The following is a 14,113-nucleotide window of genomic DNA, read 5'->3' on the forward strand; positions in this document are numbered from 1 at the left end:
CTCCGTAAGCCCTTTCTTTACTAGGTTATAATTCCTTATGTTCGTAGATACGAACGGAGATCACGAACGAGCATATACTGACCACGATGGCGACGATGATGCCAATGATCGCGATTGTTGGTACAACGCCGAGTTTGGCGCCAACCGCCCATTGCAGCACATTATGAAACATATTCTCCGACATCAGTTTGAAGTCCACGAACACGAGAACGAACAGCAGCCCGAGTACCCCGAAAGCCCATCCCATGGCTTGGGTGAGCGGACAGCGATAGAAGAACGGAAGCACCAAACCACCAAGGAACAACGCCACAAACACGACGGCCAGCGCGATTCCCACAATTACCGACAGCGGTGGCTCATCCTCATGCAGCAACAGCAGCAAGCACGCCACAGCTTCTAAAGCCGCGACGACATCGGCAACGACGATAAGGGCGTATCGTGCAAAAACCTGATTAAACCGGGAAACAGGCAGGATTCCATCCATGGAGGTGTTCCCCGTCATGTCTTCATTGCTGAAAATCATCATGCCCATCATGACGGCGTAAATCGCACAGATTCCTGTGACGGCACCAGACATACTGATTGCCATGACACGATCGCCGCTGACCAATCCCACGACGGCGAAGACGAACGGCAAAAGTACAAATATCCACACCACGCTTTTACCCGACGCTGAAAGACGCAGAAAATCGATATGCATGGAGCGTTTGATTTGCGTGATATCCATCCTGTTCATCATCTGTCCTCTCTCTTGGTGTTTGCATAGGCGGCACGGCCATTAGTCAACCTGATGATGTCGTCGATCATCACCGGCTCGATTTGCAATTCTGGATTGACCGACATCAGTTGCGAAACGTCTTGTGTGCGAACCAAAGCATCGAAGCCCGTAAAATAGCTGCGGACACCCACGGCAACCGAATTGACGGCGTCAAGTTCGCCTGGACCTCCCTTGACTAGCCTGAACGCATCGTCGAACTCGTCCTTGGAACCGGTGAAATACAGCTTGCCTTGTGTGATGTAGGTGATCAGGTCGGCGGCATGCTCGAGATCACTGGTGATATGGGTGCTAAACAGCACACTGTGCCGCCCATCTTCGATGTAGTGTTGCAGGATGTCCATCAAATCGTCACGCGCCAGCACGTCCAAGCCGCTAGTCGGCTCATCTAAGATGAGCAGTTTCGCGTCATGGCTTAGGGCGGCGGCGAGCATAAGCTTCATCTGCATGCCACGGGAAAGGTCCTTGACCTTCTTTTTGGTGTCGATGCTGAATTGCTCGAGGTATTTGGCGAACAGCTCACGATTCCAGGTCGGATACGCCGCAATCATGGATTCCTCGGCCATTTTCACGCTCCAGTAGGTTGAAAAATAGCTGGAATCGAAGACGACACCAAGCTGTTCCTTGACCTTGACCTCATCAGTGATGTTGTCGAGGCCAAGCACGCTGATCGAGCCAGCATCGCGATGGATCATGTTGAGGATGAGCTTGATGAGTGTCGACTTGCCGGCGCCATTTGGACCGATCAGGCCCATGATATAACCCATCGGCAGATCGAACGTCACCGGGCCGAGATTGAAACCGGAGCTGTAGCTCTTCGCTACGTCGGTGACGCTCAGCGCCATTGGCTCTGCGTCTGTACTGCGGGAAACGACCGGGGTATCCTGCCTGACTGTTGTAGGTGATGACTGTGTCATCATCGTGTTCCTTTCCTGTTCACCGATGAACCGACAAAGTTTTGGTAAAGCCTTCATTGGCAATTGAATGGAGATGGTTGGCAAGCGTTCTTTGGAGACGCTGATACCCACACATTTTCATTCTGCCAGTGAATCTCACTTGGCTTTCTTGTACTCAGTTTCGAGCATATCCATCAGGTCAATAAGCGGGATGTCAGCCGCTTTCGCAGCGACCCCCACCTGACGCAAGGCGTTGCGCACCTGGCCGACAAGCTTTTTCTTCATCCGCTCATCGCCCTTTTCGGCGACAAACGAACCTTTGCCCTGCACATTGACGATGATGCCCTCATCCGCCAGCTCGTTGTAGGCACGGGTGACGGTGAGCACGGAGATACGCAGCTCTCGGGCCAGCTTTCGCAGGCTCGGCAACGCTTCCCCGCCTTTGAGTTCACCACTCAACACAGCCTCGCGGATTTGACGTTTGATTTGCTCGTAAATCGGTTCTCCGGACACGGATGAGATGATCAGTTTCATCTATGCCCCTTTCTCTTTCTGATCAGTGTCCAGCAAAACTCCTGATTTACACCAACAGTTCTACTGTTACACATAACTATAGAACAGTTATTTCCACTGTGCAAGTCTTGAGCATAACAGTGTGTTCTGCCTGAAATTCAAACAAATTGCGTATTGATCCCGATAAGACTTGTATTTGTACTTACAAACTTCAAAATTCTGCTACCGCTATCACAAGACTTTGGGAGCATCCGCAAAGTCGCTGATTACGCCATCCGCCATTGCTTTGATAGCGGGCCTGTCCCCCAGCGAATAGTCATCTTCCATCGCCCAAACATGCATGCCTGCAGACTTCGCAGCCTTCACTGCCACCAGCAGATCCTCAAACACCATGCAATTCTTGGCTGCAACACCCAGACGCGAAGCAGCGGTCAGATAAACCTCAGGACTGTGCTTACTTTTCGCGTTGGTGTCCTCCACACTCACCACCTCGTCAAAGTATTGGCGGATGCCTACATGCTTCATGCCGACCTCGCGTACCTGCGGCGAAAGCGATGTCGCCACTGCCAAGCGCGCACCGCTCGACTTCAGATAATCCAGATATTCGACTGCATGCGGTTTCGCTTCAACAGTGTTGCCATAGGCCTCAAGCACCATCAAGTCCCACAACTTGGCCAACTCCTCAGGAGTATCATGCAGCCCATAGCGCTTAATCGTATAGCGTGCCACTTCCTCAGGTCTCATCGCATTGACGATGCCCATGTAATCATCGGTCAAAGGAATGTTACGACTCCGAAAGAAATCGACATCGACCTGGTGCCACACATCCATCGAATCAAGCAAAGTGCCGTCAAGGTCAAAGATGGCTGCTTTGCCTTCGTTCGTATTCATATTTCCTCTCCAAAAACTACCGACGCTGTTGTGGCGGGATATACAATGTTCAGGCACCCTCCAGGCCGGTAGGCCAAGCTTTACGCCTGAGCATCGCATATCCCGCCACAACAGCTCATGCTACAGGAAACTAACTCTACTCACTTGCGCAAAGAAACAGCCTGAAGCGAATATTTATATACTACGGAACACAACCATCAAACTTAGGAGTTGGGGGTTCCGATGAACTTTCTCGGGCGTAGGCTTGGCCACAAAATCAAAGATTTTGCCTTCGCGCTCAATAAATCGCGCTCACTTCGCCTAGTTGAAGCCCACTGGGCTTCAACTTTACGGCTCAGCCAAAGTGTCCCGTGAAAGTTTATCGGAACCCCCAACGGCCTACGCTGTATCGTAAGTTAAAGATTGAACTACAACTTACTAGAGTTTAAGAGCTCTTGGGCGTGGCTTAGGGATGTGGCGGATTCGCTGCCGGAGAGCATTCTGGCGATTTCGTGGATACGAGCTTCGCCGGCGACCTGGTTGACGGTCGTCTCCACTGTCGCCTTCGAGCTGGCGCTCTGGGCTTTACCAGAAGACTGTGCATCATCCTTGCTCACCACAAATTGGGAATCGGCCCACGAGGCGACCTGCGCCAAATGGGTAACCACGATGACTTGGGATGTCTGAGAGAGCTTGGCAAGGCGCTTGCCCAGTTCAACCGCGGCCTTGCCGCCCACTCCGGCATCGACCTCATCAAAGATGAACGTCATATCGCTCGATCCTGAGGTCCGCTTTTCGGCCACGGACAATTCCAACGCCAGCATGAGTCGGCTCAGTTCGCCGCCGGACGCACTTTTGCCCATCGGCAGTTGCGGTGAGCCCGGGAATGGGGTGAACAGAAATTCGATGTCGTCGATACCGTTGACGTCCAAAGGCCAGGTTGCCGAACCCGCCTGCGCTTCACTCCCCTTTGCAGATGCCTTGCCTTTCAGTCCCGCATTTCGCCGTACCACACGAATCTCAAGTCCGGCCCCTGCCATGGCCAAAGCCGAAAGTTCCTTGGTGACCGTACTAGCCAAAGCTGTTGCTGCGAGCTTCCTTTTCTTGTTTAACGCCTCAGCCGCTTTCATCGCTTCGTCGAAAGCCTGCTTGCGTTGTGCCTTGATTTCTTCGATCTTTTCGGGCGAGGCGTCCAAATCCTCAACCTCGAACGCGGCCTTGTCACGCCATGCAGTGACATCCGCCAGTGTCGGCCCCCAACGTCGCGTCAACTCATCGAGCTCATGAATGCGGGAGTTGATGGCATCCAACCCCTCTGCGTCCTCATCCGTGTCCATTTCGTTGGAAAGCGAGAAGACGATGTCGGAAAGATCGGCGTTCAGCGACTCCAAGCGGTCTGCGGCCTCAGCGAAAGCACCGCCGACATGGATGGCACGCAACGCCTGAATGGCGTGATTGATGGCGTCGGAAGCACCCTGCGCATCGTTGTCCGAATCCACCGACGAGGCATCGAGTGCCGAAAGCGCTGAGCCTACTCCCTGAGCAATCTCGGCTGCATTCTCAACACGCGAACGCTTTTCTTTGAGTTCTTCATCCTCGCCGGGTATCGGGTCGACTTTGTTAATCTGTTCGATGGATTCCCGCAGATAATCGGCTCGTTGGCGGGTCGATGCCTCCTGATTGGTGACGTTGCTGAGCCGTTGGTCAATCGTCTGAAGCCTCTCCCAGGCCTGACGATATGCTTCTCGCTCAGCCCCGTCATCCGCGGCCATGTCAAGAAATTCACGTTGCCGTGCTGGCGAGGCGAGACGCAATTGATCGGCCTGCCCGTGGATGGTCACCAGTTCTGCGGCGACATTGCCAAGCACATTTCTGGGCACGCTATGCCCACACAAGACCGCCCGCGAACGTCCCGAAGCCGGAACCGTACGTGACAGGAAGAGTTCACGCCGCCCGATTTCGTCGGGGTCCGGGTCCGTTTCCTGGCTTTCGGCATCGAGCACGCCGGCATCCTGTGCGAGCCCGGCCGCCTTGCCGTTCTCGTCGACGTCGAAAATTCCCTGTGCCCAAGCCGAATCCGCGCCGGCTGAGACTCGCCCGACACTGGCGGTGGCCCCGGAAATAAGCCGAATGGCGCTCAACAACATGGACTTGCCTGCACCGGTTTCGCCGGTAATCGCCGTCATGCCCTTGCCAGGCGTCAACACCGCAGAACGAATGGGCCCGAGATTGCGCACTTCCAGTTCTTCAAGCATCGGATTTCACCTTTCAGACGAACCTTGCTCGGCGGCCGAACCTCGTCCATTGAAGCCTGTACCGATATTGTCTTGATTGCCCTCGCCCGTATCGTCACCTGCTTCAGGACGTGAAGCCCGGTCTCTGTTTTCATTGGCGATGATTTTCTCACGTCTGCGTTCCTCCAGTCGCGAACGCTGGCGGAGACTTACGCTGGGAAGATTGAATTTGGTGACCAGACGATTGGTGAACGGCACGCCGGAAAGGCTCGCAAGGCGCACGGTGAGCGGGGAAAGATGAACTGTGGTACGCGTGCCGTGTTCGAGTTTCATTTTCCTTCTGCCATCACAGCAAATCCAGCCTTCGGTCAGCGAATCGTGGATCACGTCGACAGTAAACCGTGAATGTTCCCCAATCACCATTGGACGCGTAAAGAGGGCATGCGCAGCAAGCGGTATCAACTGCAATGCTTTGACATCAGGCCAGATAATCGGCCCCCCTGCCGAAAAAGCATAGGCGGTGGAACCAGTGGGTGTCGAAATAATCACGCCATCACAGCTGAACGAGCTGGCTTCGACGCCGTCAACGCCTACGGAAAGCTCGATCATGTGGTCCCGGTCGGCCTGTTGGACGGTGATATCGTTCAAAGCCCAATCGCTCACCGTTCTTTTCCCATCGCGGGAAGTCACGGAAACTTTGGCCAGATTTCGTTCGTCGATTGAATAGTCCCGATCCGCCACACGCGCGATGGCCTCGCTCAACTGGAAACTTTCGAATTCCGCAAGGAAACCGACATGTCCTAGATTGACGCCAAGGATGGGAACATCAGTATTGTGTACCAGCTCGGCCGCGCCCAAAATCGTGCCGTCGCCGCCAAGCACCACGACGATTTCGGTGTCACTACTGACAATGGATGAGGGCTCGCCGAATTTCGGCGGATCAAGGCTGTCTACGACACGGACGGAGAATCCGGCGTGTTCCAACTGTTCGACCGCCTCACGTACGACAAGACTGGTCTCGCGAAGCCTGGCATGTGTGACCACGACCGCATGTCGTTTACCGACCATCGTCTTGCCTCTTTCCCGCATTGAACGCTACGACAACAAAATCCGTTCTTCTTCATATCCTAACCGGACAGTGTCTACAAACGAGCTTACCCCAAGCCGAACCAGCGGCATGGCGACGATACCATCAAAGCTTTGAAAAAGACTAATCTTGCGATGGACTTTCAAACAAACGACTGGCAACAGACAACGATATCCAGTATTTTGTAATATCAAGAAATCTTGAATTTATCGAGATTTTTCTCATTCAGTTTCATTTTCACCCTTCTTTCCGGTAATACGGAAAGAAGTAGCACGAAGAGAAGCCCTCAGAATGGCGGGAAGAAGGCGAGAAATGAACCTCAATACATTCGGCGGGAACATCAAAGGCGGGGATTACGAAGTCCTCATCACCCATGGCAACGCTGTGATGCAAGAGGACGTGACATTCGATACGCTGGTGGTCAAAGGGATTTTGCAGACGTCGGTTTGTCGGGGCCGGCGGATCGTCATGGACGGAGGAATATTGAACTCGTCGGGCGAAATCGCTGCCGACTGCCTTTCCGGCCACGGCCGCATCTGCGCCCAGGAACGCATTTGCTCACGTAGAATCGCGTTCATCGGTGACATGGAAACCGCTTCCCAGATCACCGTCGAAGAGGCCATACATGTCAAGGGTTCGGTCGATGCCGAATCCGTGAACGCTTCGACGATCAGGATAACCGGCCACGCGAATATCAAGGGATCAGCGGAAAGCAACAAACTGGAAATCAAGCCAATACGCACGGCAATGTTCGAACGATTCGGAATGAACGAGTATCTGGAACCTAGCAACATCCAGCGCATCAACGCCACCAATGTGGTGCTGTGCAATACCAACTGCCAGAAAATCGACGCAGGTTACGTGGCATTGTCAGGCCACACGCGTGTGGAACGAGTCATCTATGAAGGCGATTTGAAGCTCGACAGGTCTTCCAGAGTGAGGCTTATCGAGCATCGTTGGGACATGGATGAGGATGAGGATGGCGAGCTTCAGCGCAAGGTGGCGTAAAGCAGATATTCTTCGTTGCCGTGGGTCCCTTGTATTGGTGAAGGGCACGTGGCAACCACATTGAGACCGTTGGATTCGGCACAATCACATACCGTTTTCAGCGCCGCCTGGCGAAGTCCAGCATCTTCCACCACACCGTTTTTGCCGAGATGGCCTTTGCCCACTTCGAACTGCGGCTTGACCAAGAGCACGATATCGGCAGAACTTGCGGCCACTTTGGCGATAACCGGAACCACATAGGTCAGTGAAATGAACGAGACGTCGGAAACGATGAACGAGGGAAGGTATGGCAAGTCGTCCGGTTCGACCCCGCGAATGTTAACGCCGCTCATCTCGATGATGCGTGGATCGGAAGCAATGCGCGGGTCAAGTTGGCCATGCCCCACGTCGAGGGCGATGATTTGTGCCGCTCCATGACGGAGCAGTACGTCGCAGAACCCGCCTGTGGAAGCGCCGATATCCAGGCAATTCTGGTCTTTTGGCGACGGTAGCCCGAAATCGTTGAAACGTTCGAATGCACCGAGCAGCTTATAGGCCCCTCTTGAAACATAGTCGTCGCCGGTATCTACCGAAACCCTCATCGTGTCATCCACCGGCATCGAAGGCTTGCTTGCGAGCTCGCCGTCGATGGTCACTTTGCCGGAACGGATGAGACGCTGCGCCTGGGTACGGCTGTGAGCCAGAGATGCAGCGGCCATATACGCGTCCAAACGCATGCTTTGACGTCCTTGAATGGTCATGCCCGCTGCTGACTGTTCAGATCCTCGTTCAGCGTTCCCAAAACGTCACGGAACACTTCGATTTTCTGTTCGTCGTCCATATCGGTCAGGCCGTCGAGCTCTGGGTAACGTTCACGAAGATTCTCAAACGAGGTTTCGCTCTGACGCTCGGCATCATCGGCATTGCCGGCATGGGGATTTTCCGCGTATTGAGCAACCATGGTCATCCTCTAAAGACTGAAGTCAGGAAGCTGCAATGTTGCGGTATCGACATTCTCGTTGTCGGCCAGGTTCCACAAGAGGCTGCAAACGGCACGCAACGCGTTGATATCGCTGGGATCGCTGACTTTCACTTCGTCTCCGACCAATTGCGCCGACGCAGCCTCACACTTCCACTCGGATTTCGAAACCTGAACTGGAGCAGGCATGGCCTCATGCAACTCGCGCAGGTCGCGGGAAATATAGGTCGGGCGCAGGTGCGGCGCGGCAAGCATCAGCTGCTTGGGGTCGGCAACTCCGGTGAGCACGACCAGAGAGTCGTAACCACCACGATTGCCAGCTTCGATATCCGTATCGAGTCTGTCACCGATGGCTAGGCATTGGTCTTTGGGGACCAACGTAGCACCATCGTGCGAGGCCAGAAGTCGCGCTTCGTCATACATAGCGGCTTCGGGTTTGCCTGCTGAAGCGACGGGTTCGACGCCCGTGGCGGTGATGACGGCCTGAACCATCGAACCAGAGCCTGGAGCGATGCCCAATTCCCGCGGAATCGTCAAATCGCGATTCGTGACGAAATACTGTGCCCCACGCTCCACGGCGTAAGCGGCATTGGCAAGCTCGGTCCAGACAACCTCGGGATACCAGCCCTGCACTACGGCAACCGGATTGTCCTCGACGCGGTCGACAACCGTGAGACCCTGCTTTTCCAGTTCCTCACGCAGATGCCCGGCGCCGACCATCAGCACCTTGGCACCTTCCGGCACGGCACGCGCCACCATTCGGGCGGCGACCACCGATGAGGTGATGATCTGCCAAGCCTCGACTTCAAGGCCGAAGCCACGAAGCTGCTGCGCCACGGTTTCCTGATAACGCGAGGAGTTGTTGGTGGTGTATTCCACTGTCATGCCAGCCTGTTGAGCCTGCGCGATTGACTCGCTTGCGTAATCCACCGGGTTTTTGCCGCGGTAGACCACGCCATCAAGATCGAGCAATGCAAGTTTGTAGGCCTGTTCAATCGGTTCTTCGGTTGCCTTGAGCACTGTTGGTTTTACTCCTCTTCGCCGGATTCGTCTTTTTCGTCGGCTACTTCCTGCTCCTGGGCCGGATCAGCGGAATCTTCGGCTCCTTCGGTGGTTTCCTCGGCAGGCAACTCGTTTTCATCGGCGTCGGCATCGCCTTCGGTTTCCGCCTCGTCGTCTTCGCCGGCCTCACCTTGGGCTTCTTCATCGGCTTCGGAATCTGCAGTCTCGTCAGGTTCACCGGATTCGTCGACGACTTCCATACTATCGGCGTTCTCCTTGGCCGTGGCCTCAGCGCTTTCCTCGGCTTCCGGGGTCTGCGGATCAAGAGCGGACTGGGACTGGTCGTCGGTATCCGCGTCCGTATCCAGTTTTTCGCCTACCTCTTCGGCGGATTCGCTTTCCTCATCGTCGATATCTTCATCGGATTCATCTTCATCAGAGTCGTCTTCATCGGTCGTATCAGACTCGGAATCGTCGGAATCATCAGAATCATCAGAATCGTCGTCGTCAGATGCATCGGACTGAGCCTCATCGGAATCGTCAGAATCCGAATCACGCTCGTCGTAATCGTCGTCATCCTCATACGGATCAGGCGCATACTGCGCATCATCTTCGGTGATGCCGAGCTCTTCCATCATATCGTCGGGCAGACGCTCGAGGTCGTAATCGATGACCACCTCGTCGGCGTCTTCATCATCCTCATCCTCGTCGGCATACTTGTTTTCAAGCGCTTCGATGGTGGTGTCGAGATCAGCGGCTTCGTCTCCACGGCCGCCTTCTTCGAGGAAGTATTGCTCGGCCTGCAGCGCACGCATGCGGTAGGCACCGGGAAGCCCCTTGGTGCCGGCCAGCTTGCTGACCACGTCGACGGCCTTATCCCAAAGCCCGAGGTCGCCGAGCGCTCCGGCGTAGACCAGGAACATCTCAGCCTTCGATTCGCCGGAAAGAGCCTTGGCGTCGTCGGACATCGCCATTTCGATGGCGCGCTTCGGGTTGCCGAGTCCGCGTTCGCAGTCGGCGATGAACGGCAGATAATCGTTGAAACCATTCATGCGGTGGGCCGTGCGGAATTCCTTCAGCGCGGTCTTGTAATCGCCCTGACGGTAGGCGATGAACGCCAACGTCTCGCGCGAGAAATCGATGCGGGAAGCCTGATGGGCCACCCATTCGGCGTGGTCGCGCGCAGCCTTCGGATCACTTTCTTCAAGCGAATACGCAGCGAGAATGTGCAGACCAATGTTCTCGGCGTGCTCCTTGGAAAGCCCCCTCAGACGTTCCTTCTCATCCTTGGAGAGCATCGACCATTCCATACCTTTGGGCATACGCGGCTCGCCCGGACGGCGATCGGTATACGGGTTCTGCGAGGGGAAGGAAACGGTGCCGTCGGAATTGCGGCGCGGGCCGTTGTGCATGTATTCGTCGCGGCCGTCGTTATGGAAATTGCCACGGCGATCGTCACGGCGATCATCGCGATGGTTGTTGTAGCTCTTGTATCCACCGCGCTCGCCGTCACGCCTGTCATCGCGGTGGAAGTCACGACGATCGTTGCCACGGGAGTTGTAGCCGCCCCTGCGGTCATCGTTGCGACGGAAATCACGCCTGTCGCCGTCACGACGATCATTGCCACGGTAGCCTCCACGACGGTCGTCATCATGCCCACGGTAACCGCCGGAACGGTAACCTCCACGACGATCATCATCACGATGGAAGTCACGACGGTCGTCGCCTCCTCGGTATCCCCCGCGCCTGTCATCGTCGTGACGGTAGCCACCCTTGTGGAAGTCGCGACGGTCTCCGCCCTTACGGAAATCGCGCCTGTCGTCACGATGGAAGTCCCTGCGCTCACCGTCACGGTAGTTGTCCCTGCGATCGCTGCTTCCGCGGTATCCTCCGCGTTCGCCGTCGCGATGGAAGTCACGGTGGCCGCCGCCGTTGCCGCGATAGCCGCCACCACGCCTGTCGTCGTCATGTCCGCGGTACCCGCCGGAACGATAGCCTCCACGACGGTCATCGTTGCGATGGAAGTCTCTGCGGTCGCCGTCGCCGCGATAACCTCCGCGTTCGCCGTCGCGGTGGAAGTCACGACGATCACCGTCGCCGTGTCCGCGATAGCCACCGCTGCGTTCGCCGCCACGATGATCGTCCCGGTGGAAGTCGCGATGCCCGCCGTTGCCGCGGTATCCTCCGCGCCTGTCATCGTCATACCCACGGTAGCCGCCGTGACCACCCTTGTGGTAACCGCCGCCATGATTGTTGCCACGGAATCCGCCGTGGCCGCGATAACCGCCGCCTGAACGGGACGAACCGTGACCGTATGAGTTGCCGTCGCGGTTGCCGCGCTGTTCTTCTGCCATATGCTTATACCTTTTGTTTGGGTTTGGTCATCCCGTTATGTTGATGAAACGAAATGATCCTAAATATTTTCTTGTAATAAATTCTAATCGGCTTGATTAAAGCTGGATGAAAGCTTGCTGTCAGCCAAGTTCGACGGCTCCGACCGCCTTCTTGCCGCGACGAATCAGAGCGAAGCGATCGGCGAGGAAATCGTCACCGGCCAGTTCCTGATCCTGATCCTCGACGCGGACGTTGTTGACGTAGACGCCGCCGGACTTGATGGTCTTGCGCGCCTCGGAAATCGACTTGAACAGCCCCGCGGAAACGGCGGCCTGGGCCACGCGTTCGCCGATGACGGCTTTGGCGAAGACCTTCTCGCCTTCTTCGTTCTCGATTTTGAGACCATCGATGGAGGATTCCAGCATGTCGGAGCTGATGGACTTCAAATCGCCGCCGCGTCCGAAGAGCGCGGAAGCCGCGTCAATCGCTTCCTGCGTGGTCTTCTCACCGTGCACGAAGCTCGTGACTTCCCAAGCCAACGCCTTCTGCGCCTCGCGTGCGCCGGGGTTGACCTCAGCCTCGTGCGCGAGCCGTTCGATCTCGGCCTTGGGCAGGAAAGTGAACGCCTTCAACAGCTTCAGCATCTCGCCGTCAGGCTGGTTGTACCAGAACTGATAGAACTTGTAGGGGCTCAGCATCGTCGGATCAAGCCACATGGCGTTGCCCTCGGACTTGCCGAATTTCTTGCCCTGGCTGTCGGTGATGATGGGGCTGGTGAACACGTTAACGCTCTCGCCGCGCACCTTGCGAATCAGATCGAGGCCGCTGGTGAGGTTGCCCCACTGGTCGGAACCGCCGAGCTGCAACGTGCAGTTGTACTCGTCGTAGAGGTGCAGGAAATCGTTGCCCTGCAGGACCTGATAGCTGAACTCGGTGAAGGAGATGCCTTCCTCGCTCTTGAGCCTGCGCGCCACAGTGTCTTTGGCGAGCATGGTACCCATGCGGAAGTTCTTGCCGACGTCGCGCAGGAAGTCGATGACCGACATGTTCGCGGTCCAATCGTAATTGGAGACGAAACGCACCGGATTGTCGCCATCGGTCACGAGAATCGTGCCGATCTGCTTCTTGAGCCTTTTGGCCCAGCCTTCGACGACGTCCTTGGGATTGAGCGTACGTTCGCCGCTTTGACGCGGGTCGCCGATCAAACCGGTGGCGCCGCCGACCACCGCGATGGGATGGTGGCCCGCTTCCTGCAGATGACGCATGTTGATCAGCTGCACGAGATTGCCGATATGCAGCGATGCCGCGGTGGGGTCGAAACCGCAATAATAGGTGATTGGCCCGCCGTTCAACGCTTTGGCGAGCTGATCCCGGTCCGTGGACTGGGAAATCAACCCGCGCCAGTTCAATTCATCGAAGACGGAGTCGAATCCCGCTTCCTTGAAATTGGTGACGTGAGCCATAACCGTATTCCCCTATTCTTTTGTATCAAAACAACCGGAGCCGAACGACTCCTGAACCAGTCTATTTTCGCAGATGACGGCGACACAGCAATATCAAACTTGGTGCGGAATTTGGACTTGTCTCGTTATTGTATTGGTTATCACAAAATCAATAGCATTTTACGATAACTTATGTCGGTATTAAATACACGAAAGACGAGCCTAACGTTATGCGGCCGCAAGGTCCTGCACGAACGTGGTTCCGAGCTTGGCAATCACACCATCGACCATATAGCTGTAGCCTTTTGCACTGGGATGGAAATGGTCGGGTGAGAAGAAATCGGGAGCGTCGGCGTGCACGTTTTCATGAATCATATCGACGTACCTGGCATGATGCTCGGCGCAGACAACCTTACTGACCTCAGCCTGCTCGTCCATCTCGTGTTCGAGTGCACGGCGCAGCGCCTTGCCCAATGACGGCTCGTGCTGCATCTGGCCGGGGCTCAGGACGACGATATGATCGCTTAACGATTTGGCTTCGTCAAGGACGGCGGAAAGGTCGGCTCGCCATTCGTCAAGCGTCCGATTGGCCATGATGTCGTTGGAACCTGCACAAATCACCAGGATATCGAACTTCTTTCCGCTTTTGCGCACTTCGGGAAGCAGGCGGTAGCGGACGCGACGCATGGTGGCACCGAGTTTGCCGTGAGCTTCCCAGCGAACGTCACGCCTGAATGCTTGCGCAAATCCTTGCGCCAGGTCTGGGATGAGGCCCTCCTGCTGGTCTTGTGTACCGCAGGCGGCCACCATGGAGTCACCTATCGCGCACATGGTCAGAGGCGCAACGTTTTCATCGGTATTCCGCTCAAATTTCTTCACACCGAACGAGTCCCCACCAGGCGCCTCGGCGAGATGAATCGTATGCTTCGCCCGAATCGCCTCGATTGCCGCCAATGGAGTCCCGATACCCAACGTCATGCCTACTCACACCTTT

Annotated in this window: 12 protein-coding genes and 1 pseudogene; 1 reads left to right on the forward strand and 12 read right to left on the reverse strand. The window is 55.8% G+C overall.

Annotated features, from left to right (window positions below; genetic code table 11):
• Nucleotides 1–25: 25 nt before the first annotated feature.
• The 6 genes from OZX72_RS05200 to OZX72_RS05225 form a co-directional block, all read right to left on the reverse strand.
• On the reverse strand, nt 26–739 hold the full coding sequence (locus OZX72_RS05200; RefSeq protein ID WP_277157619.1) for an ABC-2 transporter permease: 714 nt from the start codon (nt 737–739) through the stop codon (nt 26–28).
• Nucleotides 736–1,620: an ABC transporter ATP-binding protein gene (locus OZX72_RS05205; RefSeq protein WP_277159372.1), complete on the reverse strand. Its 885-nt coding sequence runs from the start codon at nt 1,618–1,620 to the stop codon at nt 736–738. The genes OZX72_RS05200 and OZX72_RS05205 overlap by 4 nt, the downstream gene beginning before the upstream one ends.
• A gap of 207 nt (nt 1,621–1,827) precedes the next feature.
• Nucleotides 1,828–2,205 carry a GntR family transcriptional regulator gene (locus tag OZX72_RS05210; protein ID WP_277157620.1) on the reverse strand — a complete coding sequence of 126 codons (378 nt, stop codon included), beginning with the start codon at nt 2,203–2,205 and terminating at the stop codon, nt 1,828–1,830.
• 210 nt (nt 2,206–2,415) lie between these two features.
• Complete coding sequence (locus OZX72_RS05215) at nt 2,416–3,075, reverse strand: HAD family phosphatase (RefSeq protein ID WP_277157621.1); 660 nt, start codon at nt 3,073–3,075, stop codon at nt 2,416–2,418.
• Between the two features lie 407 nt (nt 3,076–3,482).
• Nucleotides 3,483–5,309: a DNA repair protein RecN gene (gene recN, locus OZX72_RS05220; RefSeq protein ID WP_277157622.1), complete on the reverse strand. Its 1,827-nt coding sequence runs from the start codon at nt 5,307–5,309 to the stop codon at nt 3,483–3,485.
• Nucleotides 5,310–5,315: 6 nt separating this feature from the next.
• On the reverse strand, nt 5,316–6,356 hold the full coding sequence (locus OZX72_RS05225) for an NAD kinase (RefSeq protein ID WP_277157623.1): 1,041 nt from the start codon (nt 6,354–6,356) through the stop codon (nt 5,316–5,318).
• Between the two features lie 331 nt (nt 6,357–6,687).
• Here OZX72_RS05225 and OZX72_RS05230 point away from each other — a divergent pair, with 331 nt between their 5' ends.
• Nucleotides 6,688–7,383, forward strand: a complete 696-nt coding sequence (locus OZX72_RS05230; protein ID WP_277157624.1) for a hypothetical protein — start codon at nt 6,688–6,690, stop codon at nt 7,381–7,383.
• Here the strand turns inward: OZX72_RS05230 and OZX72_RS05235 are convergent.
• From OZX72_RS05235 to OZX72_RS05260, 6 genes and pseudogenes are all read right to left on the reverse strand, one after another.
• Nucleotides 7,365–8,099, reverse strand: coding sequence for a TlyA family RNA methyltransferase (locus OZX72_RS05235; protein WP_277157625.1), 735 nt, complete (start codon nt 8,097–8,099; stop codon nt 7,365–7,367). The genes OZX72_RS05230 and OZX72_RS05235 overlap by 19 nt on opposite strands.
• Nucleotides 8,100–8,119: 20 nt before the next feature.
• On the reverse strand, nt 8,120–8,323 hold the full coding sequence (locus OZX72_RS05240) for a hypothetical protein (RefSeq protein ID WP_277157626.1): 204 nt from the start codon (nt 8,321–8,323) through the stop codon (nt 8,120–8,122).
• 9 nt (nt 8,324–8,332) lie between these two features.
• Nucleotides 8,333–9,361, reverse strand: coding sequence for an HAD-IIA family hydrolase (locus tag OZX72_RS05245; protein WP_277157628.1), 1,029 nt, complete (start codon nt 9,359–9,361; stop codon nt 8,333–8,335).
• A gap of 413 nt (nt 9,362–9,774) precedes the next feature.
• Nucleotides 9,775–11,697 (reverse strand): annotated as a pseudogene (locus tag OZX72_RS05250) (helicase); the annotation flags it as partial.
• Between the two features lie 120 nt (nt 11,698–11,817).
• On the reverse strand, nt 11,818–13,140 hold the full coding sequence (gene tyrS, locus OZX72_RS05255; protein WP_277157630.1) for a tyrosine--tRNA ligase: 1,323 nt from the start codon (nt 13,138–13,140) through the stop codon (nt 11,818–11,820).
• Nucleotides 13,141–13,347: 207 nt separating this feature from the next.
• Nucleotides 13,348–14,097: a GDSL-type esterase/lipase family protein gene (locus tag OZX72_RS05260; protein WP_277157631.1), complete on the reverse strand. Its 750-nt coding sequence runs from the start codon at nt 14,095–14,097 to the stop codon at nt 13,348–13,350.
• Nucleotides 14,098–14,113: the final 16 nt, after the last annotated feature.

Source organism: Bifidobacterium sp. ESL0769 (assembly GCF_029395495.1).
Classification (GTDB): domain Bacteria; phylum Actinomycetota; class Actinomycetes; order Actinomycetales; family Bifidobacteriaceae; genus Bifidobacterium.

Excerpts from the sequence above, each read along its gene's own strand:
- OZX72_RS05215 (WP_277157621.1), bottom strand. The coding sequence starts at position 3,075 with ATGAATACGAACGAAGGCAAAGCAGCCATCTTTGACCTTGACGGCACT.
- OZX72_RS05230 (WP_277157624.1), top strand. The coding sequence starts at position 6,688 with ATGAACCTCAATACATTCGGCGGGAACATCAAAGGCGGGGATTACGAA.
- tyrS (WP_277157630.1), bottom strand. The coding sequence starts at position 13,140 with ATGGCTCACGTCACCAATTTCAAGGAAGCGGGATTCGACTCCGTCTTC.
- OZX72_RS05200 (WP_277157619.1), bottom strand. The coding sequence starts at position 739 with ATGATGAACAGGATGGATATCACGCAAATCAAACGCTCCATGCATATC.
- OZX72_RS05240 (WP_277157626.1), bottom strand. The coding sequence starts at position 8,323 with ATGGTTGCTCAATACGCGGAAAATCCCCATGCCGGCAATGCCGATGAT.
- recN (WP_277157622.1), bottom strand. The coding sequence starts at position 5,309 with ATGCTTGAAGAACTGGAAGTGCGCAATCTCGGGCCCATTCGTTCTGCG.
- OZX72_RS05205 (WP_277159372.1), bottom strand. The coding sequence starts at position 1,620 with ATGGCGCTGAGCGTCACCGACGTAGCGAAGAGCTACAGCTCCGGTTTC.
- OZX72_RS05225 (WP_277157623.1), bottom strand. The coding sequence starts at position 6,356 with ATGGTCGGTAAACGACATGCGGTCGTGGTCACACATGCCAGGCTTCGC.
- OZX72_RS05210 (WP_277157620.1), bottom strand. The coding sequence starts at position 2,205 with ATGAAACTGATCATCTCATCCGTGTCCGGAGAACCGATTTACGAGCAA.
- OZX72_RS05260 (WP_277157631.1), bottom strand. The coding sequence starts at position 14,097 with ATGACGTTGGGTATCGGGACTCCATTGGCGGCAATCGAGGCGATTCGG.
- OZX72_RS05235 (WP_277157625.1), bottom strand. The coding sequence starts at position 8,099 with ATGCGTTTGGACGCGTATATGGCCGCTGCATCTCTGGCTCACAGCCGT.